The following is a 25,422-nucleotide window of genomic DNA, read 5'->3' on the forward strand; positions in this document are numbered from 1 at the left end:
TCATTGGCTCGAACCGACCGGACAACGAGTACCACCACGAGCCGGACTCTTGCCCTGCGGCAGGACAACAAAAAAGCGAACCGACCGTAGTCAGTTCGCTGGGTGAAGCATTAGCATGTTTTGCCATCGACCATGACGCCTTGTTTGAAGGCGGCAAGGACGTCGGCACCGTTAGCGATGCGGACGCTGCTGTCAAGGGCATGGGCGTTGTCGCTGATGCTGATGGCACCACCTTTAAAGTCCATCTTTAAGCCGGGATTGAAGAACAGCATGTCGTAGTCAGACGTGTACAAGTGGAGGCCGGCGGTGTTTTCTAGCGTGACATCATAGTCGGCGTCAGGCTGATCGAGAATGATCAGCGAGAACTTGGTGCCGATGCTACAAGCGCCGCCTTGAAGGGAATAACGCCCACCGCCATCATCGGCGATGAGTAGAATTGTTTTGTCGGCATAGCCATTTTGGCGCATCCGTGAAACGAAAGAATCAGAAAGCTGAATCGTTGCCATTAAAATTATCCCCTTTCACAACACTATCTTGCACAACCTAATTTCAGTATAAACCTGCTGTCAAGCTTGGCGGTGCAAGCGGCGTAATCCAAGCAGACTGGCGAGGGCGAGTAAGAACCCACAGGCGCCAAAGGTCCAGGCGAAGCCAATTTGCTGGATGGCCCAGCCCAGCAACGGAAACAGGCCGATCATGGCCAGCGAGTACAAGAGTGACGCCACTGACAACAAGGTGGCGCGTTGCGCGCTGGGAATGCGGGCGTTGTACAACACCGTGAACACCGGCGGCATCAGCGCGGATAAGCCGTAAATAAGCAGGAATAAGGCGCTGATGACCGCGGTTTGACCAATGGCGGTGAGTAGGAGCAGTAGGCTCAAAACGCCGAGCACCCCAGCTAAGAGGCGATTAGTGTTGAGCTTGAGAAGCCGCGGCGACAGCCGGATGGTGAGTACGGCGACAACTGTAGTGCCAGCCAGCAGCAGCGTGATCAGCGGTGTGCTGAAGTGGCGCGCGGTCATCACGTTTTGAAAATAGAAATAGTAAGCGGCGGCAATCGCCGAAACTGTGGCGTCAAACACCATGAGTCGGCGCAAGGTAGGCTGCTGACGCAACACGGTAATGGCCTCGCGGATGATTTGGCCGATGGTTTGGCGGTCCGCTGGCTGCTTGTGCTGGCGCGGCTCATGCAGAAACAAGGTGGCCAAAATGCCCAGGCCTGCAAAGCCCAAGGCCAGCCAGTAACTCACAGCCAGGTCCCAGTTGACCATGGTGCCGGCCAGGAGGAGGCCAGAGGTGGTGGCGATTTCGATGACAATATTCAGCCGACTGGACACTTGCGGCCAGCGGGCTTTTTGGTCAGTCTCGAGGAGCGATTCATATAGTAAGGCTTCCAACGTGCCGGATTGCAGGTTGTAAGACCACGCCGAGAAAATGAAACTCAAGGCGAACCAGGCAAAGCCGCCGTTGATCAGCATCATGGCCGATGAAATGAGGCTCATGACCCGGCTCAAAATGAGCATGGTGCGGTAGCTGAAGCGATCAGCGAGGACGCCGGAGGGCACCTCAGACAAGAAACTGGCCACATGGAAAATACTTTCACACAAGCCAATGGCAACCAGACTCAAGCCTTGTTGGCCGAGGTAAATGACCCAAAGCTGCGTGATGCCGAAAAAAGCGAAGAAGCTGTACGCATAAGCGGCGTAGAGCTGTTTTTGGTGATTCATTGATTTATCCTAACTGCGTTTTTGCGCAAAACAAAGGCCATCGCAAAGATGGCCAACGGCCACGAAAGAGGGCAGATTCCACCCCTTAAGCGGCAAAATTGTTAATAATCGCGTGGGCACGAGCAAGCCAGGATAACACGATGAAGACCTCCGATAATTGTTAGGTTGATTTTAGCACGTTCGATTGCCCAGCGCAATTCGGCTTGCGAGGGCAAAAAAACACCTGCGTCGCCGCAGGTGTCGGATCTTGCTTAATTACTTTTCAACTTCAACTTTGCTGTCCCAAGGGGTAGCCGTTTCAGCCAAGACCTTGTTCAGGCGGTCAATGTTTGCTTTACCTTCAGTTTGGAGCCATTGCTTGCCGGCGTCTTCGCCTTTAGCAGCGAATGGTTCAACGCCAAGCTTCCAGGTGGCGCGGCCGCAGAGGACACCGTTAAAGGTGGAGCCAGCAGCCTTAGCGAACTTCAATTCATCCAAGAACAGTTCGTTGGTGACGCCAGCGGACAGGAAGATGAATGGCAGGTCAGTTGCGTCGCTTTGTTCCTTGTAGTACTTAGCGGCTTCTTCCTTGGTGTAAACTGGTTCCACACCGTCATCGGTGAAGCCTTCAACGAACTTCTGGTTAACTGGCACTTCAAGCTTCAGGACGGAAACGTTGTAGCGAGGGTCGCTGAATTCGCGGGTCATTTCGATGACCTTGTGTGGCTTTACCTTAGCGTATGCGGCATCGGCAACGCTATCGGAGTTGGCATCGTAAGAAACCAGTTCCAAGAACATTGGCAGGTTGTTGGCCTTAGCTTCGGCACCAACACGTTCAACGAAGGCTTTCTTGCGATCGTTAACGGCGTCGCCTTCATCGGCATCGTAGTAAAGCAGGAACTTAACCGCGTCGCCGCCTTCTTCAGCAATGCGCAAAGCGGATTGGTTTTCAATCAAATCTGGGAAACGACCAGGTTCGGTTGCATCGTAACCGGTCTTTTCGTAGGAAAGGAGCAAGCCGGCTTTGGAATCACGCGCCTTAGCAGCTGGCAGGCCGTATTCTGGGTCCAGCAGAATGCTGCTTGCATACTTGGTCAGCTCTTCAGAAACCGCAACTTTGAAGTCCACGATGGTGGTTTCGTTAGCAGGTTGGTTAGCCGCAGCGGCGATCATCTTTTTCAGAGAACCCCGTTGGTCGATGGCCAACGCGGAAATCACATCGTTGTCATCGGACAGTTGCTTCAAGTGTTCAAATTGACCAGCAGTAAGTTTTACAGACATTATAGTCCCTCCATGTTTTTAATCGGCATGAGCCGTTCATCAATAGCGTACTCTATTTCAAACAAAAATGTTCACTTTTTTTCGAAAATGTTTCACACCGTGATAATTTGCGTGAGGCGCGAATAGGTGGCCTGATCTTGGGCGGAGATGGTGGCGTTGGTAATCAGCGCGTCCATCTGGTCCAAATCGTAAAACGAATAGAAATCCCGGTGGTTCAGCTTACTGACGTCGCAGCACAGATAGCGTTGTTCAGCATTGTTCAGGGCGAGACGCTGGACTTCGCCTTCTTCAGGGCTGGCGTCGTATAGCGCGTTGCCAGCGATGCCATTGGCGGAAGTGAAGGCCTTGCTCAGGCTCAAGTGGCGCAAGGCGCTGGTGGCCATGCTACCAATGAAGGCCCCTGAGCGACTGCGGTAAATGCCACCTACCATTTCCAAAATGAAGCGATCCGCATGACGTTGAAAGCTTTCAAACACCGGCAAACTGTTCGTGACGATACGGACATCAGGCACTTTGACATAGGCGGCAATCAACTCGTTGGTGGTACCAGGGCCAATATAAACCGCATCACCAGCTTCAATCAAGCTTGCTGCTCGGCGTGCCACCGCGTCTTTCTCGACGGTATTCAGCGATTGCTTTTGCAGCCGGGTGAGTTCATGGGTGCGCTCAAACGCTAAGCTTTGGGCACCGCCATGAACGCGCGTTAGCAACTTTTGGGCGGCCAACTCTTCCAAATCGCGGCGGACGGTCATTGTTGAGACGTCGAGTTCCGCACAGATCTCGTTGACACTGATGATTCCGCGGGCGTCGACGAGGCCTTGAATCGTCAGTAACCGTTCGCGTTTCAGCAATTTATCACCTCTCTCCCATGTTCGAAATTGTTTACTTTTGTTCGACTTAAACTTTAGCATGCAGAGTAGGTGAGGTCAAGAAATGTAGACCTGGAATGGCAAATTTTTGAGGCGGCCGCCTACGGTAATGTCGCAAGCTAGGCTATCCGTCCGGCTAAGTGCGGCCACCCTCCGCGGCCTGTAGTTCCGCCGCCTTTTGCCTTCCTTTCGCCACCTGCGTATAATAACTGTCAGTATATAAGAGGAGAGCGTTATGCAAATTTTTGATTCTCATACGCATTTGAACGATACGCCATACGCTGGCCAAGAGGCACAGTATGTGCAGCAGGCGGCGGCACTGGGCGTGACCAAAATGGCGATTGTTGGTTCCAATGCCGGCTTGAACGCCGGGGCGTTGCGGCTGGCGAAACAGTTCGATCAATTGTACGCCATTGTCGGTTGGCATCCAGATGATAGCAAGGACTATGATCAAGCCGCGGAAGACCTGCTGGAAACGCAGTTGGCGCTGCCGAAAACCGTCGCGTTAGGCGAAATCGGGTTAGATTACCACTGGGATAACAGTCCCCGCGAAATTCAGCGCCGTGTGTTTCGCCGTCAGCTGGCCATTGCGCGGGAGCTGCACATCCCAGTCTCGATTCACTCCCGGGACGCGTTTGAGGATACTTATGCCATTTTGAAAGATGCGCAGCTCTCAGAATTTGGTGCCATCATGCACAGCTTCACCGGCGATGGCGAGTGGGCCAAGAAGTTCCTCGATTTGGGGATGTATATTTCTTATTCCGGCATTGTCAGTTTCAAAAATGCCCCTGAGGAACATGAGTCCGTGCAGGTGGTGCCGGCAGACCGGCTGCTGGTGGAAACCGATGCCCCTTATCTGACGCCAGCGCCTTACCGCGGCCGGCAAAATGAGCCGGGCTACACGCGCTATGTGGTTGAGGCGGTGGCCAAGTGGCGGCAGGAAGCGCCTGAGGCTGTCGCCCAAACGACCTGGGACAACGCGCATCGCATTTTCAACTTGAAAGGGTAGTTATGACGTTTAAACAAATTATTGTCGTGGAAGGTCGCGACGATACCAAGCGGCTCACCGAAACCTTTGGGCCGATTGACACGATTGAAACGCGCGGTAGCGCCATTGACGAGGCCACGCTGGCGCTGATCAAAAAAGCGCAGGCCAGTCGCGGCGTGATTGTGCTGACCGACCCGGATTTCCCTGGCGAAAAGATTCGCAAAACTATCAGCCGCGCCGTGCCAGGCGTCACCCACGCCTTTTTACCGGTCGCGGCGGCGGTACCAGATCACAAAGGCTCGCTCGGGGTGGAACACGCTAGCCCGGCAGCGCTGCGCGAGGCGTTAAGCCATTTGGTCGTGGAAGTGCCAGACGCGCCGGTGCAGATCCCCCGGGCAGTGCTGGAAGCGCAAGGCCTGATTGGCGGGCCGGCTGCGCGCCATCGCCGTGAGCGGCTGGGTGAGCTGCTGCATATCGGCTACACCAACGGCAAACAACTACAGAAACGCCTAGCACAATTCCGGATCAGTGACTCAGATTTTGCGACGGCAGTCAAAACCATCAATGCGGAGGATGCTCATGCCTGAAGATCACCATATTGCCACCCCGGCACGCACCAAAGAAATCTTGCAGCGCCACGGCTTTCGGTTCAAGAAGCGCCTGGGCCAGAATTTTCTGACTAATCCCGCGGTGCTGAAGCGGATTGTGGAGGCCGGTAAGGTCACCGCCGCCGATGATGTGGTTGAAATCGGTCCAGGTATTGGCGCCTTGACCGAATACCTAGCGGAATCAGCCCATCAGGTGATGGCCTTGGAAATCGACCCGCAACTGATTCCGGTGCTCGCCGAAACCATGGCCCCGTATCCGAATGTCACTGTGGAGGAGGCCGATGTCTTAAAGGTCGACTTGCCCACGCTGCTGAAGGCGCATTTTGACGGTCAGCACGCGGTGAAGGTGGTCGCCAATCTCCCGTATTACATCACCACTCCGATTCTGATGCATCTGATTGAAGCACCGATTGATTTTGCTAGCATCACCGTCATGATGCAAAAAGAAGTCGCCGACCGTCTCACTGCCGGTCCCGGGAGCAAGGACTATGGCAGCTTGAGCATTGGTGTGCAGCAACGGATGGCGGTGGCGGTAGCCTTTACCGTTAGCCGCACCGCTTTTGTCCCGGCGCCAAATGTGGATTCGGCCATTGTGACGCTGACTAAACGGCCGCAGCCGCTGGCCAGCGTGCATGATCAGGCGGCCTTTGATCGCTTGGTGCGCGGTAGCTTTGCCGCCCGGCGCAAAACCTTGTGGAACAATTTGCAGGGCCTTTATGGGAAAGATGCCGCGACGAAAGCGCAATTAACCGCGGCGCTCACGGCAGTTGAGATTGCGCCCAGCGCGCGTGCCGAAACTTTATCCATCACCGCTTTTGCTCAACTCGCCGATGCGCTCAAAGCCGCGGGGCTGTAATGTTACGGCGAAAATAAAAAAATGGTGAGAATTGTACAAAAGTCAAAAGATGATGCTTGTTTATGCGCTTTTGTAATGGTATAATTGCAAATTTCTTGCTTTCGTGCTATGATTGCAGACAAGGGGTGAAGTGCATGCCAATTACTTTAGCAAGCATCAAGCAGCAACTCGACCGCAAGATCGGGGAAAATTTAACCGTTGTCGCACAAGCAGGCCGTAAAAAGGTCACTCGGCGCAAAGGGACACTCAAAGAAACCTACCCAGCCGTTTTCGTGGTTGCCTTAGACCAAGACGAAAACGCCTTTGAGCGTGTATCCTATAGTTACGCTGACCTCCTCACCAAATCGATTCAAATTACATTTGATGACGAAGAGCAAGCATCATAACAAAACAAACCAGCCACTCATTTGAGGGGCTTTTTTGTTTGGAAAAGAGGAGCCTATGTTACGTTTCCATCCGGTCAAATCTGCGGCAGACGAAGCGGCGGTGCTGGCGATTTATCAAAGCAATCCTGACTATTTCACGTTGACCGAGCAGTCTCAGCCAACGTTGGCCATGGTGCAAGAAGACGCCGCAGCGCGGCCAGCTGAGGTGAGCAAGTGGGATAAACATTATGGCCTGCTCAAAATCGATGATCGACCAGTTGGCGTTTTGGACCGACTCAATGGCTATCCCGAAGCCGATATTGTCTATATCGGCCTGCTAATGTTGGCCAAAAGCGAGCAAGGCCAAGGCTTGGGCCAGCGCGTCATGCGAGGCTTAAGCAAGCAGTTTAAGCAACAAGGCTTTAAGCGCGTGCGGGTGGCCGTGGTCAGTGCCAACACCGGCGCCTTGACGTTTTGGGAACAGCTGGGCTTTAAGCCGCTGGGCGAAAGTCAGGCCCAAGTGGGGGCGGCGCCACAGGCAGTGGTGATTTTGGAGCAGGCATTATAGCGTCAGCCGTGTTCAAATGCGCTTGAAACCGGTATAATCAGCTTAACAACTACAAACGGTGATAGCCTATGGAAATCGTCCAGAAGGCCCCAGCCAAGATCAATCTCAGTCTAGATGCGCTTTACCAACACCGTGATGGGGCCCACGAGTGGGAAATGGTGATGACCTCGGTCGATCTGGCAGACTATGTGCATATTAGCCCAAGCAGCCGCCTGTCGGTATCCACTGATAGTGGCTTTTTACCTGAAGACCCGCGCAATCTGGCGTATCAAGCCGCCTTAGTGTTGCAGAGGGCCGCTGGCGTGCACCAAGGCGCCAAAATTCGCTTGGAAAAACATATCCCGGTGGCGGCCGGCTTAGGCGGCGGCTCCTCGGATGCCGCTGCGGTGCTACGCGGGCTCAATCAGCTTTGGGGTCTGAATTGGCCACTTGAGCGCTTGGCCAAAATTGGCTTGGCAGTGGACTCCGATGTGCCTTATTGCGTGTATTCCCGCACGGCCTTGGTCACCGGCAAAGGTGAGATTGTCACGCCGCTGGACCGACGCCCAGATTGCTGGGTGGTGCTGGCTAAGCCGCGGGTGTCGGTGTCGACGCAAAGCATTTTACGGGCCATCGACTATGAGCAAACCGTGCCGCATCCAGACACCCCAAAAGTGGTGGCTGGCATCAAGCAAGGCGATCTACCGCTGATGATCAGTGGCATGGCCAACAGCCTGCAGCCGGTGACGGCCGCTAAGCATCCGGAAATCTTAGCCTTGCAGCAGCGCTTGGTGCGCTTTGGCGCGGATCACGCCCAAATGTCCGGCAGCGGCCCGACCGTGTTCGGCGTGTGCCGCAAACGCAGCCGCGCCCATCGGGTGTACAACAGCATGAAAGGCTTTTGCCGCGAGGTTTATCTCGTGCGGCCACTTCAATAACGGATTCAGCTGACGCCAAGGTCAGCTTTTTTTGTTGGTCAGCCTTATTCGTAATGACTCCTAAAACGCCGGTGCGACGGGGTTTGCGTTGACTTTGCTGGGGCGATGCGCCACAATGAAGGCGTCCGCGCAGTGTGATTTTTTGGCTGATTGCGGCTAGACAGGAGGGATTAGGATGCAACAACCGAAACCGAATCAAGCGTTTCGCTGGGGAATACTCCTCAATTCAATTTATATTATCGCGGAGGCCACTTTTGGCCTGCTGATTGGCTCCATTGCCTTGCTGGCTGATGCGGCGCACAACTTAAGCGACGTGCTGGGGCTGGGCATTGCCTGGTTTGCCGATTGGCTCTCCTGCAAGCGGCCGACAGCAAATCGTACTTATGGCTACAAAGGCTCATCGATTTTGGCGGCGCTGATCAATGCGGTGTTTCTGCTGGTGGCCATGGGGGCCATCATTGTGGAAGCGGCGGGCCGGTTTGCGCATCCGGAACCGATTCAAGGTGGCACTGTGATGCTGGTAGCGGGCATTGGGATTGTGATCAATGGCGCCACGGCGCTGTTGTTTCATCAAGGCCAGGCCCATGACCTCAATATTCGCGGGGCTTTCATGCACATGGCCGCTGACGCCGGGGTGTCGCTGGGCGTCGTCCTCGCCGGCGGGCTGTATTTGCTAACTGGCTGGGAGTGGCTTGACCCCTTCGTGTCCATTCTGGTGGCGATTGTGGTACTGATTGGCACCTGGGGCCTGCTCAAAGACGCGGTGAACCTCGCCATGGCGGCGGTACCGAAAGCGATTGACACCACCAAGGTGCAAGCGATGATCAACGCTTACCCGACAGTGGCCAGCTGTCACGACCTGCATATTTGGGCGTTGAGCACCACCGATGTTGCCTTGACGGTGCACATCACCCGCAAAACGGATGCCAATAATGACCAGTTTCTGACGGATCTAAGTCACAAATTGCGGCACACCTTTGACATCGCGCATGTCACCATCCAAGTCGAGTACGGCGATTATCAGCCGCTGCAAGATGGCGACAATGCATATTAAGGGCTGTGACAAAAGGCGGTTTTGGAGCCGACAGGTAGCCTTTCTAACGCATGTCAGCCTGTACGCGCTTTGCGCTACGGGCTGTTCAAGCCAGCCACCAAGTCCGAATTTTGGACTCGGTGGCTGGCGTAGCTACATGCTCGGCTCCGGCCTTTTGGCGCGTAACTCTGCTGAAATAGTCGAAATGAATCTAGCGGCAGTTTGGCGCATAAAAAACAGCCGGTCTTCACCCGCGTCACGCGAGTGGAGGCCGGCTGCTTTTGGCTTAGCGCAGCTGTAGATCCTCATTGTAGAACTGCGGGTAAGCGCGATAGCAGGCAATGACACTGCTGATGGAAGTGGCCGCCAGCAGCATGAACGTGACCATAATCTGATACATAATCGCCTTGGTGGGGTCAATGCCGGCAAAAATCAAGCCGGACATCATCCCCGGCAGGCTCACCAAGCCAACGGTTTTGGCCGAGTCAATCGTCGGCGCCATGCCGGTTTTGATGGCGACCCGCACAATGGGCATCGTCGCTTGCTTCAGGTCGGCACCTAACGCCAGCCGCTCCAGCAATCCTTGGCGCTGATCATGAAAGCTGGCATTCAAGCTCCGGTAGCACAACCCAATGGCGACCATGGCGTTGGAGGCAATCATGCCAGAAATCGGCACGATTTGACTGGGGGTGAACTTGACCGCATGCGCCACCACCAGCAGGACAATGGTGGTCAAGGTCGCTACTGAAATTGCCAGCAAGCTAATGACGAAGGCGTGCGGAATGCCGGCGGCGCGCTTGCGGGCGTTTAACGCGGCGTTAAAGATGATGATGGCCACCATCAGCAGCGTCAACCAAACGCGGTCGACGCGGATGATGTAGGTCAAAACGTAACCGACCACGGTAAGCTGAATCACGGCCCGCACCACGCCGATCAGCATGTCTTTTTCAAGGCCAATGTGTTCCTTGAAGTTCACCGCCAGGGCGATCAGCACCAAAATTACCGCGAAGGCCAGCGCGGTGGGACTTACAATTAAATTGTTCATTGGGCGGCCTCCAATCTGCCGGCGGTAATGGTGAGCAAACGATGGGCAACGTTGATTTCCGTTTCGTCATGCGTCACGGCCAGCACCGTCAGGCCTTTTTGGTTCAGGCCTTCGATCAGCTCATGGACGATGGTTTTGGTGGCTGCGTCCAAGCCAGTGGTCACCTCATCGAGCAAAATGACATCCGGTTCAAACAGCAAGTTGCGGATTAGGGCCACGCGCTGTTTTTCCCCACCTGATAGCTCCGTGATCGGTTTGGTCAGCATGCTGGTGGGCAAATCGACTTGTGCGAGTGCGGCTTGGGCCTTGGCCGCATCAAACGGCTGGTTGCGCAGCTCAAATGGAAAGGCCAAGTTATCCTGCACCGTGTCGCCAAAGAGGCTGGGCTGCTGGAAACAATACGACACCGCTTGCCGGTACGTTGTTTTAGGGTACGCACTTTGCGGCTGGTCGCGGTAGGTGATCTGACCGCTGGTGGGCGTCAAGAGCGTTGCTAGCAGGCGGAGCAGCGTACTTTTCCCGGAGCCTGAAGGGCCCGAAATGGTGACATATTCGCCGGCATCAACGGTGAAGCTAATGTCGGTCAGAATCTCACGGTCAGGGGTACGATACCCCACGTGATCCAGTGAAAATAACATCGAGGTCATCCTTTCAACTTGTTTATAATCATTCTAATATAAAAGCCAAGCGAATGCACCTGTTCCAACCTAAAACTCGAGGTAATAGTTGATATCCGTTTCCCCACGGGCACTGGTAAAGTGATAATCTGCGGTATTCAGGCCACCGATATGGAAGCCGTACTTCAGATAGAAGCGATTAGCGGCCAGATTGGACCCTTGAGCAATCGTGCACAGGCCTTGGTTGCCATGCGCTTTGGCGAGTGGAATCGCCGCGTCAAGCAGCTGGTGGCCGATTCCTTGGCCGCGGCAGGCCTGATTGACCTTTAAATCAGCCAAATAAAGGTAATGATTCCACCGAAACTCGTATTCAAAAGTCGCCAGGCCGATGCACGTCGCCTCGTCAAAGGCGCCTAAGGCAAACCCAGCGGCATCGATGTCTGCTAGTTGGTAATGTTCATCGGGGAAGGTCTGGGTGAAAGGCGTCGGCAAAAGCCGTTCGTGATGATGCCAGCCTTGGTCATCGCGAGTCACCATGAATTCCCCAAACCGACTGAAAGGTTCATTTGGTAGCTGGAGGGCAGCTTGGTTCGCTGCGGTGATGCGTTCAATTTTCATTAGTGACACTCCTTCATGAGGTAACATCTCGCCTGAGTATACGCCAGCCCGCCAGTAGGGACAACGCACTTCGGCCAAGGAATGCGAACAATAATGGAAATTATCGGAAATTGACTGGGATTTTGTTTGCCAATCCCGTATAATTGTGAGGATTAATGTCAAACGAGGCAGGATAATCCAAATATTCGGAGTTAAGGAGTAATACAATATGAAAGTTCGGCGTAGCGACCGGCTCATCGACATGACCCGGTACTTATTAGAACGGCCCCACACCTTGGTGCCATTGACTTATTTCTCGAAGCGGTATGATTCGGCCAAGTCTTCGATTTCCGAAGACCTTGCCATCATACGTCGGGTGTTCGCCCAGCGGCAAACCGGCATTCTGGAAACCGTCCCTGGTGCCGCCGGTGGGGTGCGCTTTGTGCCAGTGATGGGGCTGGCAGAAGCAGAACAATTCGTCACCGAAATGGCGCACCGCTTGTCGGAAACCGACCGCCTGCTGCCAGGCGGGTACGTCTACTTATCTGATTTGTTGGGTAGCCCTGATGTGCTCCGCCAAATCGGCCGTGCGATTGCCACCCAATACTTAGATGCCAAAGTGGATGCTGTGATGACCGTGGCCACCAAGGGTATTCCGATTGCCCAAAGTGTCAGCCAATACCTCGATGTCCCCTTTGTCATCGTCCGCCGCGACTCCAAAATCACGGAAGGCTCGACCGTGTCGGTGAACTATGTGTCCGCTTCTTCGGCGCGCATCGAAAAGATGGAGCTGAGCAAGCGCAGTTTGCCAGCGGGCAGTCGGGTGCTGATTGTGGATGACTTCATGAAAGGCGGCGGTACCGTCAACGGGATGCGCAGCTTAATCACCGAATTCGATGCTGAATTGGTGGGCATCTCGGTGTTTGCAGAAGGCAATTTCTCCGGCGACCGGATGGTGTCGGAATACACCAGTCTGATTCGCGTGGATGAAGTCGATACGAAAGCCAACACGCTGCATGCTGTACCAGGGAACTATTTGGATCAGAACATGAGCCGGCTGAAAGGGTTGGCGGAATGAGTGCGTATCTAATTCCGATTAAAACCGCGGCGCTGGTGTTTCCATTTTTGGCCTTGCTGCTGGCACTGCCGTTCATGATTGCGCAGTACCGCCGCTATGGGAGCTTTATCTTTTGGCGGGCCGTGGTGCTTTATACCTTCGTCTTTTACCTGATCACGGCGTATTTTCTTATCACCTTGCCGCTGCCCAGCATTGCCAGTGTCGCAAAATTGACCACGCCGCGCTATAACCTCGTACCATTCATGGCGCTACGCACGTTCCTGAATACCACGGTGTTTTCTCCGCTGCATCCAGGGACTTGGTTGGCGGCGTTGAAGCAACCGGGGTTCATCCAGCCGGCGTTCAACTTGCTGCTGACCGTGCCATTTGGGGTCTATCTGCGTTATTACTTCAAGCGCAGCGTGCCGCAAGTGCTGGTGATGACGTTTGGCCTCAGTCTATTCTTTGAACTGACCCAGCTATCTGGCTTGTACGGCATCTATCCGCGGCCATACCGGCTGTTTGATGTTGATGACTTGATAATTAACACCACCGGCGGGGTGCTGGGCGGCTTAATTGCCCCAGCCTTGATGCGGGCCTTTCCAAGCCGCGATGAAATGGATGCCAAAAGCCGCGCCCGCGGCGGTCAGGTGACTTGGCTGCGGCGCTTTGTGGCCTTTCTCGTCGACAACCTGCTGGGCGTGTGGTTGATTGGCGTGGTGCTGGAGTTGATTGCCACGCTGCTCGGCGTGCGGTCGGCGCTGGGGGATGTCATTGTGACGCGGGTTCTGGCACCGGTTTTCATCTTCGTGGTCTACCCGTTGGTGCGACATGGCGCGACGCCAGGCAAAGCGCTGGTGCGCATTCGCATTGTCCAAGAAGATGGCTCACCAGTCGGTTTTGGCCGGTTGCTGTGGCGAGAATTTCTCTTATACGGGGTGGCGCAATACAGTGTGTTCGGCTTCATGCAGATTTTTAACGAAATCTTTGTGAAGTTCCACCGCACGGAAGTCAACTTCGCGCTGCTCGGTCTGTTTGGCCTCGTGGCCGCCTTCATCGTGCTCAATTTCTTGTGGGAGATGGTGACGCGCGATAATCATTATTTCTATGATGTCTGGGCGAAAACCAAGCAGGTCAGCACCATTCAAACGGACCCGCAAACTAAGGCGTAGCACTGTCAGCCACTCGGTAATCCGGGTGGCTTTTTGTTTACCTGATCAAATTGGTTTAGCCAAATGAAAACTGCTGAAAGCCCGCCACCAAGCGGTCTATCCCACTTCGTCAGTTGCTCAAAAGGCGGCAGTGGGCTATGATAAACGAGAATGTTAGTAGGATAGGAGCGAACATTATGTCGGGAAAATACACCATCATCTTAGCGGCCGGTAAAGGCACGCGGATGAAGTCGAAGCTCTACAAGGTTTTGCATCAAGTCTGCGGTAAGCCGATGGTCGATCATGTGCTGACCGAGGTCGAAAAGACCCAGCCGGATCAGATTGTGACGGTTGTGGGCCATGGCGCCGAAGCTGTTGAAGAAACTTTGGGCAAGCGCAGTCAGTATGTCGTGCAAGAAGAACAGCTGGGCACCGGCCATGCCGTTTTGCAGGCAGAGCCGCTGTTAGGCAATAAAGAAGGCATGACCCTGATTGCCAGCGGCGACACGCCGTTGTTCACCGCTGCGACTTTTGAGAAGCTGTTTGCCTATCACATGGATAAAGGTGCCAAGGCGACGATTTTAACCGCGACTGCGCCGGATCCATTCGGCTATGGCCGGATTATTCGCAGCGACATTGGCACGGTGCAAAAGATTGTGGAACAAAAAGACGCCACGGCCGAAGAAGCGCGGGTCAACGAAATCAACACCGGCGTGTATGTCTTTGATAACCAGGCGTTGTTTGCCGCTTTGCATGAAGTCAAAAACGATAATGCCCAAGGTGAATACTATCTGCCAGATGTGATTCAAATTCTCAAAGCCAAAGGTGACGTCATCGCTGCTTACCGGATGAAGGATTTCTCCGAATCTATGGGGGTAAATGACCGCGTGGCTTTGGCCGCTGCGACTAAGGTGATGCAGGCCCGCATCAACAAGCAGCACATGCAAGCGGGAGTGACTTTGATTGATCCTGACACGACTTACATTGATGCCGACGTTGAAATCGGACCGGACACGATTATCGAACCGGGCGTGTACCTCAAAGGCCACACCAAAATTGGGGCGGATTGTAAGATTGGCACCCATTCCGAGCTGATTAATGCCACTTTGGAAGATCGCGTCACCGTTACCAGTTCTACCATCGAAGATTCCACCATGCACACCGGCTCGGACATCGGCCCGAACTCCCATTTGCGGCCAGACTCCGAGATCGGCGAAGGTGCACATCTTGGTAATTTTGTCGAAATCAAAAAAGCCACGATTGGGCCACGCACCAAGGTCGGGCATTTGACCTATGTCGGCAATGCCATTTTGGGCAGCGACATCAACGTCGGTTGCGGGGTGGTCTTTGTGAACTACGATGGCGTCAAAAAGTGGGAAGCCAAGGTTGGCAGTCATGCCTTCATCGGCTCCAACTCGAACATTGTGGCGCCTGTCACCATTGCCGACCACAGTTTCATTGCCGCCGGTTCAACCATCACCGAGGATGTGCCTTACCACGCCATGGGCATTGCCCGCGCCCGTCAGGTCAACAAGGCGGACTTCTGGCAGCGGACGGCGATTGCTGATGATCCAGAATGGAACCAACCAGATAAGTAATCAAAGCCACCAGTCGCGTTGCGGCTGGTTTTGCTTTGCCATTTTCTGCAAATGCCGCACTGATTATTGCGGTGGTATCTAAAAAATAGGTCAACAAACGCAAATAAAATTGCGATTGATGGGTGGAAAAGCCCGTTCACGCCTCAATGTTCTGGTATAATCAGACTGTAAATGGGCTCAAAAGTCAGTGCTGTGTTCATCAATAAATTAATATCATGGAGGAAACCATGCCTTACTCTGATCCGAAGTTGAAGATTTTTGCCTTGAATTCGAACAAACCCCTCGCGGAAAAAATTGCCGCTGAAGTGGGTGTTGAATTAGGGAAGTCGTCAGTGACTCGCTTTTCCGATGGGGAAATTCAGATCAACATCGAAGAAAGTATTCGTGGGGATGATATTTATCTCATCCAGTCGACTTCCGCGCCAGTTAATGACAATCTGATGGAACTTTTGATCATGATCGATGCCTTGCGCCGGGCTAGTGCCCACACCATCAGTGTCGTGATTCCTTACTATGGTTACGCCCGCCAAGACCGCAAAGCGCGCTCGCGTGAACCAATTACCGCCAAGCTGGTGGCCAACATGTTGGAACGTGCCGGTGCCACCCGTGTCTTAGCGCTGGATCTGCATGCGGCCCAAATCCAAGGGTTCTTCGACATTCCCGTTGACCACTTGATGGGTGCGCCACTGCTCGCTGATTACTTCATCCGTAACGGCTACACCAATGCCGACACCGTGGTGGTTTCCCCTGACCATGGTGGCGTGACCCGCGCCCGGAAGCTGGCCGAATTCCTGAAAGCCCCAATCGCCATCATCGACAAGCGCCGCCCGCGGCCAAACGTCGCTGAAGTCATGAATATCGTCGGCCATGTCAAAGGCAAGAAATGTATCATCATTGATGACATGATCGACACCGCCGGCACCATTACTTTGGCCGCCCAAGCGTTGAAAGACGCCGGCGCCATTGAAGTGCAAGTTGCTGCCACCCACGCCGTCTTCTCTGGCCCTGCGGTTGAACGCCTGCAAAACAGTGCGATTGAGCGCGTCATTGTCACTGACTCAATCAACCTGGCTGAAGATAAGAAGATTGATAAACTGGTGATTGTTTCGGTTGGACCGCTAATTGGCCGGGCCATCACCCGCATTCAAGAAAACAAGCCGGTGTCACCGTTGTTCGAAAACCGGTTCACCCGCTAAAGCGAATCAAAGAGCCGCGCAGTTGCGCGGCTCTTTTTTTGCTTAGGCCTGTTTTTCTTTGGCCAATAAATCGCGAATCTCAGCCAGCAGTTCCTCTTGGGTCGGGCCAGCAGGCGCTGGCTTTTTCTTCGGCAAAATCTTGTTGGCCATGCGCACCAGCAAGAACACGATGAACGCAATGACCAAGAAGTTGAGAATGTCGTTGATGAAGGCCCCATATGTAAATTTGGCCCCGGCGACGGTGACGCTCAGCTTGGCCAAGCTGGCGCTACGCAGGAATAAGCCAATCAATGGATTAAGTAAGTTATTGGTTAGGGACGTGATCAACGCAGTGAACGCGCCGCCAATAATGACCCCAACTGCCATATCCAGCACGTTGCCGCGCATGATGAAATCACGAAAATCTTTTAACATTGCCATCTTCCTCCTTATTCGCTTTACTTATATTCTAACAAAACGATGAGGCTGAGACAAAAAGCGGTTTTAGCCCAGAGTATAAGCCAGCCGCCCGGTAAAACCTGAACTTAGGTTTTGCCGGGCGGCTGGCTTATACGGCTAGGGCGTTGCATTTTGGCTCGTACTGTTCTGGAATAGTCGTGCGCACGTGGCCGTTTCTAATGGTTCTCAGTCACTCGTTGGGTTTCATCGTTATTCAATGATGTCACTCTTGCGGGTGATGTGGTGCATCTTGTTGATCCACGGGCGAATCGGCTCTTTCAGGAACAGGCCGGCTAAGAAGAATACCAGGCCGAACGCCGCCAGCGCCAGCAGGTCAAGGCGCATGTTCGGCCAGTAGATGCCGCCAACCGTTTCCCGCAGCATATTGACCGCGTAGGTGAAGGGCAGCCAAGGGTTGATCATCTGGAAGAATTTACCCGACAAGACCACTGGGAAGTTCCCGCCGGCGCCGGAAATCGACAGCACCAGAATGATGATGCCCAGCCCTTTCCCAATGTTACCGAACAGGGAAATCAGCGCGTACAAGATGGAGACGAACACCACCGACAGGAGCATGGCCAGCAAAACATACAGCGGCTTATTCACAACGTAGGTGCCAATCAGGTAGAGGTTCCCCAGCGCCGCAATCAGCGCTTGCCCCATCCCCAGCCCGGCAAAAGTGAGCCAGCGGGCGATGTACTGTTGCTTCACCGTGGCTTGGGCCAGCTCAGCAGGCAGCTTGTATTCCGTGATCAAAATCGCGCCTAGCAGTAGTGCGCCGACCCAGATACACAGCGCTAAGTAGAATGGGGCACTTTGCGACCCGTAAGTCGGAATCGGGTAGAGGTGGGTTTCGTTAATCGTGACGGGCGCTGCCAGAAAATCCGCTTCCTTGGTGGCATCGCGGCGCAGCAGCTTCAGTAAGGCGCTTAAGTCGATGGACTTTTCTCCCTTTTTGATGGCGGCGGCTCCGGTTTGAATGGCCTGCTTCAAGGTTGGCCAGTCGTTTTGCTTGAAGTTTGCGGCCAGCTTCAACCCAGATTCGAGTTCCGGCATTTTCGCATTGGCCAAGGCCAAGCTGTTGGTGAGATCTTGCTCAATGCCAGGCAGGTCTTGCTGGATAAAGGCGTTGGCTTGAGTCAACTTGGTTTTAAGCGTCGGGAAATCATTCTGGTACAGGTCAGCGACGGTGGTGATGCCGCTAGTGATCAGCTGCATGTGGCCATTCAGTAGTTCATTGGCATCGGTCAATTCGGTTTTGAGCGCTGGCAGTTGTTTTTTGGCAGTGGCCAGGAAGGTGTTGGCCTGAGTCAGAAGGTCTTTGGTGTTCGCCAGTAGCGCGGGTAGTTGCGGCAAAATCTGACTGTTGATCTGCGCCAAAGTGACGTTGGCGTCTTGCAACGCGGCGGTCAGAGCCGTCAACACTTGCTGCACAGATTGGCCAAGCTGGAGCTGTTGCAAGCCGGCGGCAGTTTGGGCAAATTGGCTCGCGGCAGTTTGCAGCTGGTCGAGCTGACTTTGCAGCTCCGCAGTGCTGGCCGTTTTCACGAGACTGGCAAAATGGGTGGCTTGCTTTTGAATGACGGTGGCCCCAGCGGCTAAGGCATTCAGGCGGCTGATGGCATCGGCGAAGGAGACGCTTTGGCCATTCAGTTGGCCTGCCGCGGTTTGCAGCTGCGTCAGCGTCTGCGCCAGCTTGGTGGCAGTGGTGGCCACTTCGCCTTGGCGGCTGGCCAACGCGGTGAGCCGGTCAGCAATCGCGGTGCGCGCCGCGGTGTTGTCTGGGTCGGCGTCCAGTCCGGCCAGCTGCGTTTTCAAGTTGGCCAGATCGGCAGCCAGGCTGGTGTTGGCGGCCTGAATCAGGGTGAGGCCAGCGTCAGTGGCGTTTTGAATCAAGGTCAGCGCCTGCTTGATTTTCGGCAGCACCTCGTCTTTGGTGGTGGCCACCGCGGTTTGGGCGTGCTGGCCAAAGGCGGTGAGCGCCGGCAACGTGCCGTCAACCGAATTGATGACGTTAACGCCTTGGCTGGTGATGGTGAGCGACTTGGTGACCGCTGATTCTAGTTGGTCGAAGTTTACCACCACCGTGTTCAGCTGCGCGCCAGCGTTTTTCACTTCTGGCAGTTTGCCTTTGACCTGGGTGGCGAGCTGGCCGGCTTCATCGATGGCTGGTAAGAAGCGCTGCGAGGCCACCAGCTTTTGGGTCATGGTGTTGACCTCAGGGAGGTAAGTGGCCATTTCGTTGGCGGTTTGGAGCTTGGCTTTCAACGTCGGCATCTTGGCTTGCAAGGTGTCGACTTCATTCAGATACTTTTCAATGGTTGGCAGTTGCGCGTCGGTGCTGGTGACCAAACTGGTGAAACGTTTGATCATCGGCAGGTTCTCATCCAGCTTGACGCCGGCTTGATTGAACACCTTACCCAATGTCGAGGCGACTGTGGTCACAAACTGTTTGGAGATGGTGCTTTGCAACGTGTTCGCGCCGGTATCGGTGATTTTCGGGGCAATGGCGTTGATTTTCTGGTTCACATAATAATCGAGCTGCGGCTTTTTGATTTTGCCTTGCACGAAGCTCATGAGATCGCGGGAGAAGGTTTTGGGCACCACAATGCTGGCATAATATTTGCCACTTTTGACCCCTTCAACCGCAGTTTGCTTGGAGTCCACGAACTGCCACCCGAGCTTGTCATTGTGCTTGAGCTCGGTAATCAGTTCATCGCCGATGGCCACCTTTTGATTCTGAAAAGTGGTGGGCTGATCGGCGGAGTACACCGCGACTTTCAAGTCATGCGTGTTGCTGTAAGGATCCCACAAGGCCCAGACGTTAAACCAGCAATAAAGGCTGGGAATGACGACTAACGCCAGAATTAAAAGGAACGCAAACGGACTTTTTAAAATGCGCCGCCAATCAAGGACGAACAGCCGACCAATGTTTTTCATAAAATCCTCCAATAACTTATTCTAGGGCAGAGTATAGCATTATTTATGCAGGGCTAGAATGCAAGATTCACGAGCTTGGCGCCCCCAAAGTGAACAAAAAAAGAACCTCAGCCAGACTGGCTTAGGTTCCAGATTGTAGCTTGCTGTTATCATGATAACGAAAAAAACGTTGGCCGTCTTGATACAATTTTCCGGATTTGTCCAATCAGCGCACGCCGGCACTAATGCCGACCATGATCGCCATCACCGCAATCAAGCCGATGATGATGATGTGGCGGCGTTTGTGCAGCACCACGAAGGCGAGATACTCGCGAATCACCGCATTGGGCAAGAAGTAAAAGGAAGTGGCGGCGCCGACGCCGTTGGCATCAAGCCCGGCCGCCCGAGCAAAGACGCCGGCCCGGAACAGGTGGTAGTTGTTGGTGAAGAAGGCTGCCTTCACCGGCTTGGCGCCTTCGCGCTTGGTGATCAGCGCCTTGGAAAACTTCATGTTCTGATAGGTGGTTTTGGATTGGTCTTCCAGCAACGTATCGGTTTCGGGGATGCCATGATCAACTGCCCAGGCGCGCATCGCCGCGGCTTCCGACAGTTTCTCATCTTCGCCTTGGCCGCCGGAAAAAATAATTTTCGGAGCGGGCCGATTTTTGGCCACTTGCTTTTGATAGAAGGTGACAGCGGCCTGAATGCGGGCGGCTAACAGTGGTGAGACCTTGTCCCCGTTGATTAAGCCAGCCCCTAGGACAATCAGGTAGTCGCGATTGTGCCGCGGCCGCCAGAGATTGTAAAGCACTAAAATGGTTAAGAAATTGTACAGCGCCAACAGCTCGTAACCGATGCTGAGGGTGAAGAAGAAGGTCAAGGCGTCATACAACGAATCGGGAATCCACTGGCGGCCAAAGGTGCCTGCCACTTCCAGGAGTAGCAGTCCCACCGCAATGCCCAACGTCAGCATGTTGCCCAGCGAATGGCCTTCACGCCGCCACACCAGCCAGGCATTCCAAAGCAGCCAGACCAAGTGCAAGGCGAACAGTAAAATGATAATGCCCACCGCAATCACGAATAGCGTGCCAGTGACGGCAATCAAGAGCCGGTTGCCGGAAGCTAAAATCGCAAAGGCCAACGTCGCCAGAAAGACGATGGCGAACCAGTTGAACAGCATCCCGTTGTAGAGATGGCGTGGTTCCTTGAAAAAGCTGAAGCAGAAAAGCGCGCCCATGATGAGGGCTGGCAACCAGTACCAAAGCGCAAAGTTCGGCACAAAATCACATCCTTAGTGGCGATTAGAAGCAGGTTCAAGTATAATGAGGAAAATATGAGAAAAGGACGGCTAGTTGATCATGGCAGATCCGGTATTCGGACGCAAAGACCCCAAGCTAGATTATCACACGCGAATCGGGGTGTACGGGGTCATTCCTGACGCCAGCGGCAAACGCCTGTTGATTTTGCAGGCGCCCAATCATGCCTTGTTTTTACCCGGCGGAGAAGTGGAGCCAGGCGAAAGCGATGAGGAAACGCTGAAGCGTGAGCTGTTAGAAGAGTTCGGGGTGAAAGTCACCATCGGGGCCAAGCTGGGCCGCGCGGCCGAGTATTTCTACTCTCATCACCGCAATACCGCTTATTACCACCCGGCCACGTTCTATGCGTGCAGTGACATTCAGCGCGTCGCCGCTCCTTTGGAAGACTTCAACACTTTGATGCTGATGCCCATTGAACTGGCGGCAGCGGAACTGAAGCGGCCCACCCATCGCTATGGCGTGGCGCAATGGCTCAAGCAGCGCTGATTATTTGAACGCGGGATCAATCAGCGTGTCATTAAGAATATACTGCTGAAATTTAGCGTAGGTGCCGGCGAATAAATCGTCGGCATTTTTGCTGAGCATGACTTTGGGAAAATAGAACCGCTTATCCCCGGTGGCTTTACCGCTAATCGCGGCTACCAGCGGCGACAAGGTCGAAAGCTCTTCCAAAGTCCCATCGGCTTGGATGATTTCGATTTGGGTCTTGGGATTGGCGACGCTGGGATCGTATTGATCATAGGGTAAATCGAAGCTGTCATTTTCCGCGGTGTAGTAATCTGGATCAAACCCAGCCTCACTGACCAAAGCGCGCAGCTGCGGCAGCAGCGCGGCGGTTTGATCAGTGATGGCCACGGATTTCAGCGGCCGCCGGCTCAAGAAGCGGCCAGCCAAGTCTTTCAGCACCGGATCGGGATAATCCAGCCAGTAGGTGAAATAGGTGTTCAGCACACCATCATCAAGCCGCAGGTAATCCTTTAAGTCGAATTGATGCTCGAAGAATGGAATCAGTAGCCGCGGGTTGTAGCGCGTGTCGAATTTACCGGCTTCATACAATGTCTTGGCGCGCTGCAGCAGGTGGGTCAAAATCATTTCCATGGATCGCGATACTGGGTGGAAGTAAACCTGTTGGTACATCTGGAAACGACCCACAATGTAATCTTCCACAGCGTGCATGCCGTTGGCGTCAAAACCGATGCCGCCTTGATAAGGCCGCATCACCCGCAAAATGCGGGCCAAATCGAAGTCGCCGTATTTGGTACCGGTGAAGTAGGCATCCCGCAGCAGATAGTCCATTCGGTCGGCGTCGATTTGACTAGAAATCATTTGCACCACTTGCGGATTAGGGTAAGTATGGGCAATCACGCTGGCCACCTGCTCGGGGAAGTCTGGCGCCACGCCGCGCAGAATTTTGTTCACCTCAGTGCTTTCGTCGGTCAAAATCCGGCGGGTGATGGCTTCGTGGTCGGTGGCAAAAATGTGCTCAAAAGTATGTGAGTAGGGTCCGTGGCCGATATCATGCAACAAGGCCGCGCATAGGGCCACCAGCCGCTCGTTGTCATCCCACAGTCCATCGCCAGGGGTTTTGGTGGGGAAGTTCACCGCAAAATTATCGCAGATTTGACGCGTGATTTCATAGACGCCCAAGCTGTGCGTGAAGCGGGTGTGCTCAGCGCCTTGAAAGACGTAATCTGCTACGCCGAGTTGCTTGATGCGGCGCAGACGCTGGAACTCAGGGGTGTTGATCAAGTCCAAAATTACCTGATGCTGCACATGGATATAGTTATGGACGGGATCGCGAAAGACTTTTTCGCGGGGAAGCATTTTAATCGCCATATTTATTCTCCTTCAAACTGATTGCGGGCTTGCATGTCGGTTAAGGCGGCTGTCAGCGCGGATTGATAGGCAGGGGTGGCAAGGACAGGCGTTAGGGACACCGAGTCCGTGGGTAGCGCTGCCGTGAGCTTAGCGCTTAAGCCTTGCGGGGTGAGCGGGGCGGCAAGGTGGGCCTTTAAGGTGCCCATTGTTGCTGGCAACACCTGCGGAAAGCGGTGGCGCGGATCGGCTTGGCCTTGGCCAGCCTGATAAAAGTCGGCCATCACCTGCCCGCGCGCCGCCTGATCGCCGCCAACGGCCAGGTATGCCATCACCACGATGCCGCGACTGGTGCGACGCTGAGCTAACCCGGCGATTTTTTGCCCGCCTAGGCTCAGGTCAAAAGTGCCCGGACAATAGGAGTGGCGCACCTCGCCTACCGTTAACGGCGCCCCCACCGCGGTAGTCAGCCAGTCCGCCATGAGCTGATAGGCTTCAGGAATCGTGGCGGCGTCAGGGGGTAAGAACAAGCTGACGTTCAGCACCTGCTCGTCGCAGACAATGCCTAACCCGCCAGAGTTGCGAACAAAGAAGGGGTAGCCCGCTGCTTGCAAGGTCTTCAGCGCTGCAGGGAGCTGTGGCAAGCGCAAATCCTGCATCCCCAAAATCACCGTGCGGGCCAACGTCCAGTAGTGGACGAACACCGCAGGTAACCCGGCTGGCCGGCTCAAAAGGGCATTGGTATGGGCAAAGCTCAAAAGCCGCTGGTCAGCGGTGAAGTGTTGGTTTAACACGCCGATTGGCCCTGCCTGGGTCAGTACTTTGTCCATCCGCTCGCCCCCATTCATACCCTATTATATGCAAGTTCGGCGTGCCATGCACCTTTCCCAAGGAATTGGGCGGTTGCGCCACCGGCAGAAAACATGACGCTGGCGTCAGTTTTAAGCCAAAAGAGGGTCTTTACGTTATAATGGAGAGCAGAAAGGGCTGATTCGAATGGATTTATCACACGGCGTCCCGGTGCAAGTGCACCTTGAGACTTTTGTCACCCAAGAGGCGGAAACGGAGAACCATGTGTTCGATGAGCCAGGCACAGTCGTTCAAATGGGGGACACACTGTACATTCGCTATCGTGAAGTGAACGAAGAAGAACATACTGACTATCCGGTCACACTGAAGTTGCGGGCCGATGGTTCTGTCCAGTTGTCGCGCGGCTCCAGTGAAGATGATACGCATCTCCGGCTGCATTTTGCCAATAATCGTCGCATTCTGACGCGCTACCGCACGCCTTATGGCATCATTCCGGTGGAAACGGTGACGCCGCGCCTCGATGTGCGCCTGACCACTGATCCGCTGGCTGGCGAAATCTATATCGAGTACGAATTGTTCGGCAACGGCGACCATCTGGGAAATTATCGGATGCGATTGCTTTTTAACGCTTGAGCGCGTATTATTCAGAATAGACTGTATTAAGCAGAAAGGGCGTGTACCGGTTGAAACTTGATGTATTTGCCGATGCGAATAAATCAGAACTGTCCATGATCGAGGTTGCTCGCGGCATTCTCGAAGAAAAAGGCGACACGATGGGTTTTGCGGACATCGTGAACGAAATCCAGACCTTCTTGGGCAAAAGCGATGAGGAGATCCGTGATCGGTTGCCGCAATTCTACACTGACCTGAACGATGATGGCAGCTTCATCTCCTTAGGCGATAATGTCTGGGGCTTGCGGGCTTGGTATCCATACGATTCCGTTGATGAAGAAGTCAACCACCCAGAAGACGAAGAAGACACCCCACGCCGCGCTAAGAAGCGTAAGAAAGTCAACGCCTTCTTGGCTGACGTGGCCGACGATGATGATGTCATCGACTACAACGACGATGATCCAGAAGATGATGACTTCGACGCCGATGATGACGATGAAGACACCAGCGACGACTTCGACAATGGCGTTGACGCTAACGGCGACGACGATGACGACGAGCAAGAAGACAACCTGCCCGACGGCATCGAAGGCCAGCTGGCAGAATTCAGCGACGACGATGAAGAAGATGACGATTCAGACGACACCGACACCCCAGACTTCTCCGCGGATGACGATAGCGATGATGACTCAGACGAAAATTAATCATCTGAAGGCGGCCTAGTGCCGCTTTTTTTATACCAATTTTCGAAAGGCTTCTAGGCTGAGGCCATTACCGGAAACGTGCTAGCACTCAATTCACGTCCTTTTCAACTAGCGGATTAACGTCTTTGAGCGTTTGAAGCGTTGATTGATGTGCTACTTAACTCAATAAGAACGATTGAGTATGCGTCGTCAATCAAGCGAAGGCAATACTGTTATGAAGCAGGTGAGGGTGGGGCGGCAGAGGGACGCGGTGGTCCAGCCGCGAAACAGTTAGCCCACGAGGTGACTGCGTAGCAGGCAGCTCCTGGGCTAACTGGGGGCAACAGGGAGCCAGCGTTGAGCGCGATAGCGTGATG

The 25,422-nt window shown here is 54.2% G+C and carries 26 protein-coding genes; 14 read left to right on the forward strand and 12 right to left on the reverse strand.

The window, feature by feature from the left end:
- Positions 1–110: 110 nt before the first annotated feature.
- From EKM90_RS02370 to EKM90_RS02385, 4 genes are all read right to left on the reverse strand, one after another.
- A complete protein-coding gene (locus EKM90_RS02370) occupies positions 111–506 on the reverse strand; it encodes an iron-sulfur cluster biosynthesis family protein (RefSeq protein ID WP_125579453.1) in 396 nt (131 codons plus the stop codon).
- A gap of 60 nt (positions 507–566) precedes the next feature.
- Positions 567–1,727 carry an MFS transporter gene (locus EKM90_RS02375; protein WP_125579454.1) on the reverse strand — a complete coding sequence of 387 codons (1,161 nt, stop codon included), beginning with the start codon at positions 1,725–1,727 and terminating at the stop codon, positions 567–569.
- Positions 1,728–1,982: 255 nt separating this feature from the next.
- The gene (locus tag EKM90_RS02380) at positions 1,983–2,987 is read right to left on the reverse strand and encodes a tagatose 1,6-diphosphate aldolase (RefSeq protein WP_125579455.1); all 1,005 of its coding nucleotides are present in this window, start codon (positions 2,985–2,987) and stop codon (positions 1,983–1,985) included.
- A gap of 92 nt (positions 2,988–3,079) precedes the next feature.
- On the reverse strand, positions 3,080–3,838 hold the full coding sequence (locus tag EKM90_RS02385; protein ID WP_125579456.1) for a DeoR/GlpR family DNA-binding transcription regulator: 759 nt from the start codon (positions 3,836–3,838) through the stop codon (positions 3,080–3,082).
- Positions 3,839–4,091: 253 nt separating this feature from the next.
- Between EKM90_RS02385 and EKM90_RS02390 the strand changes: the two genes are divergently transcribed.
- From EKM90_RS02390 to EKM90_RS02420, 7 genes are all read left to right on the forward strand, one after another.
- Entirely contained in the window at positions 4,092–4,865 is a 774-nt protein-coding gene (locus EKM90_RS02390) for a TatD family hydrolase (protein WP_125579457.1), read from the forward strand.
- Positions 4,866–4,867: 2 nt separating this feature from the next.
- Positions 4,868–5,431 (forward strand): ribonuclease M5, encoded by a 564-nt coding sequence (gene rnmV / locus EKM90_RS02395; RefSeq protein ID WP_125579458.1) that lies wholly within the window; start codon positions 4,868–4,870, stop codon positions 5,429–5,431.
- Complete coding sequence (gene rsmA / locus EKM90_RS02400) at positions 5,424–6,308, forward strand: 16S rRNA (adenine(1518)-N(6)/adenine(1519)-N(6))-dimethyltransferase RsmA (RefSeq protein WP_125579459.1); 885 nt, start codon at positions 5,424–5,426, stop codon at positions 6,306–6,308. The genes rnmV and rsmA overlap by 8 nt, the downstream gene beginning before the upstream one ends.
- A 134-nt stretch (positions 6,309–6,442) precedes the next feature.
- Positions 6,443–6,694, forward strand: a complete 252-nt coding sequence (locus EKM90_RS02405) for a Veg family protein (protein WP_125579460.1) — start codon at positions 6,443–6,445, stop codon at positions 6,692–6,694.
- Positions 6,695–6,749: 55 nt separating this feature from the next.
- Positions 6,750–7,241: a GNAT family N-acetyltransferase gene (locus tag EKM90_RS02410; protein ID WP_125579461.1), complete on the forward strand. Its 492-nt coding sequence runs from the start codon at positions 6,750–6,752 to the stop codon at positions 7,239–7,241.
- A 68-nt stretch (positions 7,242–7,309) separates the two neighbouring features.
- Positions 7,310–8,158: a 4-(cytidine 5'-diphospho)-2-C-methyl-D-erythritol kinase gene (ispE, locus tag EKM90_RS02415; protein ID WP_125579462.1), complete on the forward strand. Its 849-nt coding sequence runs from the start codon at positions 7,310–7,312 to the stop codon at positions 8,156–8,158.
- A gap of 175 nt (positions 8,159–8,333) precedes the next feature.
- The gene (locus EKM90_RS02420; RefSeq protein ID WP_125579463.1) at positions 8,334–9,212 is read left to right on the forward strand and encodes a cation diffusion facilitator family transporter; all 879 of its coding nucleotides are present in this window, start codon (positions 8,334–8,336) and stop codon (positions 9,210–9,212) included.
- 265 nt (positions 9,213–9,477) lie between these two features.
- Here EKM90_RS02420 and EKM90_RS02425 read toward each other — a convergent pair whose 3' ends face one another.
- The 3 genes from EKM90_RS02425 to EKM90_RS02435 are packed head-to-tail and all read right to left on the reverse strand — an operon-like array spanning position 9,478 to position 11,471.
- Positions 9,478–10,236, reverse strand: coding sequence for an ABC transporter permease (locus tag EKM90_RS02425; protein ID WP_125579464.1), 759 nt, complete (start codon positions 10,234–10,236; stop codon positions 9,478–9,480).
- On the reverse strand, positions 10,233–10,883 hold the full coding sequence (locus EKM90_RS02430; protein WP_191987460.1) for an ABC transporter ATP-binding protein: 651 nt from the start codon (positions 10,881–10,883) through the stop codon (positions 10,233–10,235). The genes EKM90_RS02425 and EKM90_RS02430 overlap by 4 nt, the downstream gene beginning before the upstream one ends.
- A 60-nt stretch (positions 10,884–10,943) precedes the next feature.
- Positions 10,944–11,471 (reverse strand): GNAT family N-acetyltransferase, encoded by a 528-nt coding sequence (locus tag EKM90_RS02435; RefSeq protein WP_225422682.1) that lies wholly within the window; start codon positions 11,469–11,471, stop codon positions 10,944–10,946.
- Between the two features lie 208 nt (positions 11,472–11,679).
- Here EKM90_RS02435 and purR point away from each other — a divergent pair, with 208 nt between their 5' ends.
- The 4 genes from purR to EKM90_RS02455 all read left to right on the forward strand — a co-directional run bounded on the left by purR (position 11,680) and on the right by EKM90_RS02455 (position 16,452).
- Positions 11,680–12,528, forward strand: a complete 849-nt coding sequence (gene purR / locus EKM90_RS02440) for a pur operon repressor (protein ID WP_125579467.1) — start codon at positions 11,680–11,682, stop codon at positions 12,526–12,528.
- Positions 12,525–13,679, forward strand: coding sequence for a VanZ family protein (locus tag EKM90_RS02445; protein WP_125579468.1), 1,155 nt, complete (start codon positions 12,525–12,527; stop codon positions 13,677–13,679). The genes purR and EKM90_RS02445 overlap by 4 nt, the downstream gene beginning before the upstream one ends.
- A 176-nt stretch (positions 13,680–13,855) precedes the next feature.
- The gene (glmU, locus tag EKM90_RS02450) at positions 13,856–15,256 is read left to right on the forward strand and encodes a bifunctional UDP-N-acetylglucosamine diphosphorylase/glucosamine-1-phosphate N-acetyltransferase GlmU (RefSeq protein WP_125579469.1); all 1,401 of its coding nucleotides are present in this window, start codon (positions 13,856–13,858) and stop codon (positions 15,254–15,256) included.
- 227 nt (positions 15,257–15,483) lie between these two features.
- The gene (locus EKM90_RS02455; protein ID WP_125579470.1) at positions 15,484–16,452 is read left to right on the forward strand and encodes a ribose-phosphate diphosphokinase; all 969 of its coding nucleotides are present in this window, start codon (positions 15,484–15,486) and stop codon (positions 16,450–16,452) included.
- 42 nt (positions 16,453–16,494) lie between these two features.
- On the opposite strand, the gene mscL is transcribed toward EKM90_RS02455, so the two are convergent.
- The 3 genes from mscL to EKM90_RS02470 form a co-directional block, all read right to left on the reverse strand.
- Positions 16,495–16,866 (reverse strand): large-conductance mechanosensitive channel protein MscL, encoded by a 372-nt coding sequence (gene mscL, locus EKM90_RS02460; protein WP_125579471.1) that lies wholly within the window; start codon positions 16,864–16,866, stop codon positions 16,495–16,497.
- A gap of 234 nt (positions 16,867–17,100) precedes the next feature.
- Positions 17,101–19,830, reverse strand: coding sequence for a YhgE/Pip domain-containing protein (locus tag EKM90_RS02465; RefSeq protein ID WP_125579472.1), 2,730 nt, complete (start codon positions 19,828–19,830; stop codon positions 17,101–17,103).
- Between the two features lie 205 nt (positions 19,831–20,035).
- Positions 20,036–21,046: a YdcF family protein gene (locus EKM90_RS02470; protein ID WP_125579521.1), complete on the reverse strand. Its 1,011-nt coding sequence runs from the start codon at positions 21,044–21,046 to the stop codon at positions 20,036–20,038.
- A 121-nt stretch (positions 21,047–21,167) separates the two neighbouring features.
- On the opposite strand from EKM90_RS02470, the gene EKM90_RS02475 reads away from it, so the two are divergent.
- Positions 21,168–21,611, forward strand: coding sequence for an NUDIX hydrolase (locus EKM90_RS02475; RefSeq protein WP_125579473.1), 444 nt, complete (start codon positions 21,168–21,170; stop codon positions 21,609–21,611).
- Here the strand turns inward: EKM90_RS02475 and EKM90_RS02480 are convergent, their stop codons facing one another.
- Together EKM90_RS02480 and EKM90_RS02485 are read right to left on the reverse strand one after the other, a co-directional pair.
- Entirely contained in the window at positions 21,612–22,961 is a 1,350-nt protein-coding gene (locus EKM90_RS02480; protein ID WP_125579474.1) for an HD domain-containing protein, read from the reverse strand. It lies immediately after the preceding gene.
- Between the two features lie 2 nt (positions 22,962–22,963).
- Positions 22,964–23,770: a lipoyl protein ligase domain-containing protein gene (locus EKM90_RS02485; protein WP_164507820.1), complete on the reverse strand. Its 807-nt coding sequence runs from the start codon at positions 23,768–23,770 to the stop codon at positions 22,964–22,966.
- A gap of 166 nt (positions 23,771–23,936) precedes the next feature.
- Between EKM90_RS02485 and EKM90_RS02490 the strand changes: the two genes are divergently transcribed.
- Positions 23,937–24,383 carry a DUF1934 domain-containing protein gene (locus tag EKM90_RS02490; RefSeq protein WP_125579476.1) on the forward strand — a complete coding sequence of 149 codons (447 nt, stop codon included), beginning with the start codon at positions 23,937–23,939 and terminating at the stop codon, positions 24,381–24,383.
- Between the two features lie 50 nt (positions 24,384–24,433).
- Positions 24,434–25,066 carry a DNA-directed RNA polymerase subunit delta gene (gene rpoE, locus EKM90_RS02495; RefSeq protein ID WP_125579477.1) on the forward strand — a complete coding sequence of 211 codons (633 nt, stop codon included), beginning with the start codon at positions 24,434–24,436 and terminating at the stop codon, positions 25,064–25,066.
- The last annotated feature ends 356 nt before the right edge of the window (positions 25,067–25,422 follow it).

It is taken from the genome of Lacticaseibacillus suibinensis (assembly GCF_003946175.1).
Taxonomy (GTDB): Bacteria; Bacillota; Bacilli; order Lactobacillales; family Lactobacillaceae; genus Lacticaseibacillus; species Lacticaseibacillus suibinensis.

Bases quoted from the DNA above. Each gene is read 5' to 3' on its own strand.
- EKM90_RS02370 (WP_125579453.1), bottom strand. From the start codon at position 506: ATGGCAACGATTCAGCTTTCTGATTCTTTCGTTTCACGGATGCGCCAA.
- EKM90_RS02375 (WP_125579454.1), bottom strand. From the start codon at position 1,727: ATGAATCACCAAAAACAGCTCTACGCCGCTTATGCGTACAGCTTCTTC.
- EKM90_RS02380 (WP_125579455.1), bottom strand. From the start codon at position 2,987: ATGTCTGTAAAACTTACTGCTGGTCAATTTGAACACTTGAAGCAACTG.
- EKM90_RS02390 (WP_125579457.1), top strand. From the start codon at position 4,092: ATGCAAATTTTTGATTCTCATACGCATTTGAACGATACGCCATACGCT.
- rnmV (WP_125579458.1), top strand. From the start codon at position 4,868: ATGACGTTTAAACAAATTATTGTCGTGGAAGGTCGCGACGATACCAAG.
- rsmA (WP_125579459.1), top strand. From the start codon at position 5,424: ATGCCTGAAGATCACCATATTGCCACCCCGGCACGCACCAAAGAAATC.
- EKM90_RS02405 (WP_125579460.1), top strand. From the start codon at position 6,443: ATGCCAATTACTTTAGCAAGCATCAAGCAGCAACTCGACCGCAAGATC.
- EKM90_RS02410 (WP_125579461.1), top strand. From the start codon at position 6,750: ATGTTACGTTTCCATCCGGTCAAATCTGCGGCAGACGAAGCGGCGGTG.
- ispE (WP_125579462.1), top strand. From the start codon at position 7,310: ATGGAAATCGTCCAGAAGGCCCCAGCCAAGATCAATCTCAGTCTAGAT.
- EKM90_RS02420 (WP_125579463.1), top strand. From the start codon at position 8,334: ATGCAACAACCGAAACCGAATCAAGCGTTTCGCTGGGGAATACTCCTC.
- EKM90_RS02425 (WP_125579464.1), bottom strand. From the start codon at position 10,236: ATGAACAATTTAATTGTAAGTCCCACCGCGCTGGCCTTCGCGGTAATT.
- EKM90_RS02430 (WP_191987460.1), bottom strand. From the start codon at position 10,883: ATGACCTCGATGTTATTTTCACTGGATCACGTGGGGTATCGTACCCCT.
- EKM90_RS02435 (WP_225422682.1), bottom strand. From the start codon at position 11,471: ATGAAAATTGAACGCATCACCGCAGCGAACCAAGCTGCCCTCCAGCTA.
- purR (WP_125579467.1), top strand. From the start codon at position 11,680: ATGAAAGTTCGGCGTAGCGACCGGCTCATCGACATGACCCGGTACTTA.
- EKM90_RS02445 (WP_125579468.1), top strand. From the start codon at position 12,525: ATGAGTGCGTATCTAATTCCGATTAAAACCGCGGCGCTGGTGTTTCCA.
- glmU (WP_125579469.1), top strand. From the start codon at position 13,856: ATGTCGGGAAAATACACCATCATCTTAGCGGCCGGTAAAGGCACGCGG.
- EKM90_RS02455 (WP_125579470.1), top strand. From the start codon at position 15,484: ATGCCTTACTCTGATCCGAAGTTGAAGATTTTTGCCTTGAATTCGAAC.
- mscL (WP_125579471.1), bottom strand. From the start codon at position 16,866: ATGTTAAAAGATTTTCGTGATTTCATCATGCGCGGCAACGTGCTGGAT.
- EKM90_RS02465 (WP_125579472.1), bottom strand. From the start codon at position 19,830: ATGAAAAACATTGGTCGGCTGTTCGTCCTTGATTGGCGGCGCATTTTA.
- EKM90_RS02470 (WP_125579521.1), bottom strand. From the start codon at position 21,046: ATGGGCGCGCTTTTCTGCTTCAGCTTTTTCAAGGAACCACGCCATCTC.
- EKM90_RS02475 (WP_125579473.1), top strand. From the start codon at position 21,168: ATGGCAGATCCGGTATTCGGACGCAAAGACCCCAAGCTAGATTATCAC.
- EKM90_RS02480 (WP_125579474.1), bottom strand. From the start codon at position 22,961: ATGGCGATTAAAATGCTTCCCCGCGAAAAAGTCTTTCGCGATCCCGTC.
- EKM90_RS02485 (WP_164507820.1), bottom strand. From the start codon at position 23,770: ATGGACAAAGTACTGACCCAGGCAGGGCCAATCGGCGTGTTAAACCAA.
- EKM90_RS02490 (WP_125579476.1), top strand. From the start codon at position 23,937: ATGGATTTATCACACGGCGTCCCGGTGCAAGTGCACCTTGAGACTTTT.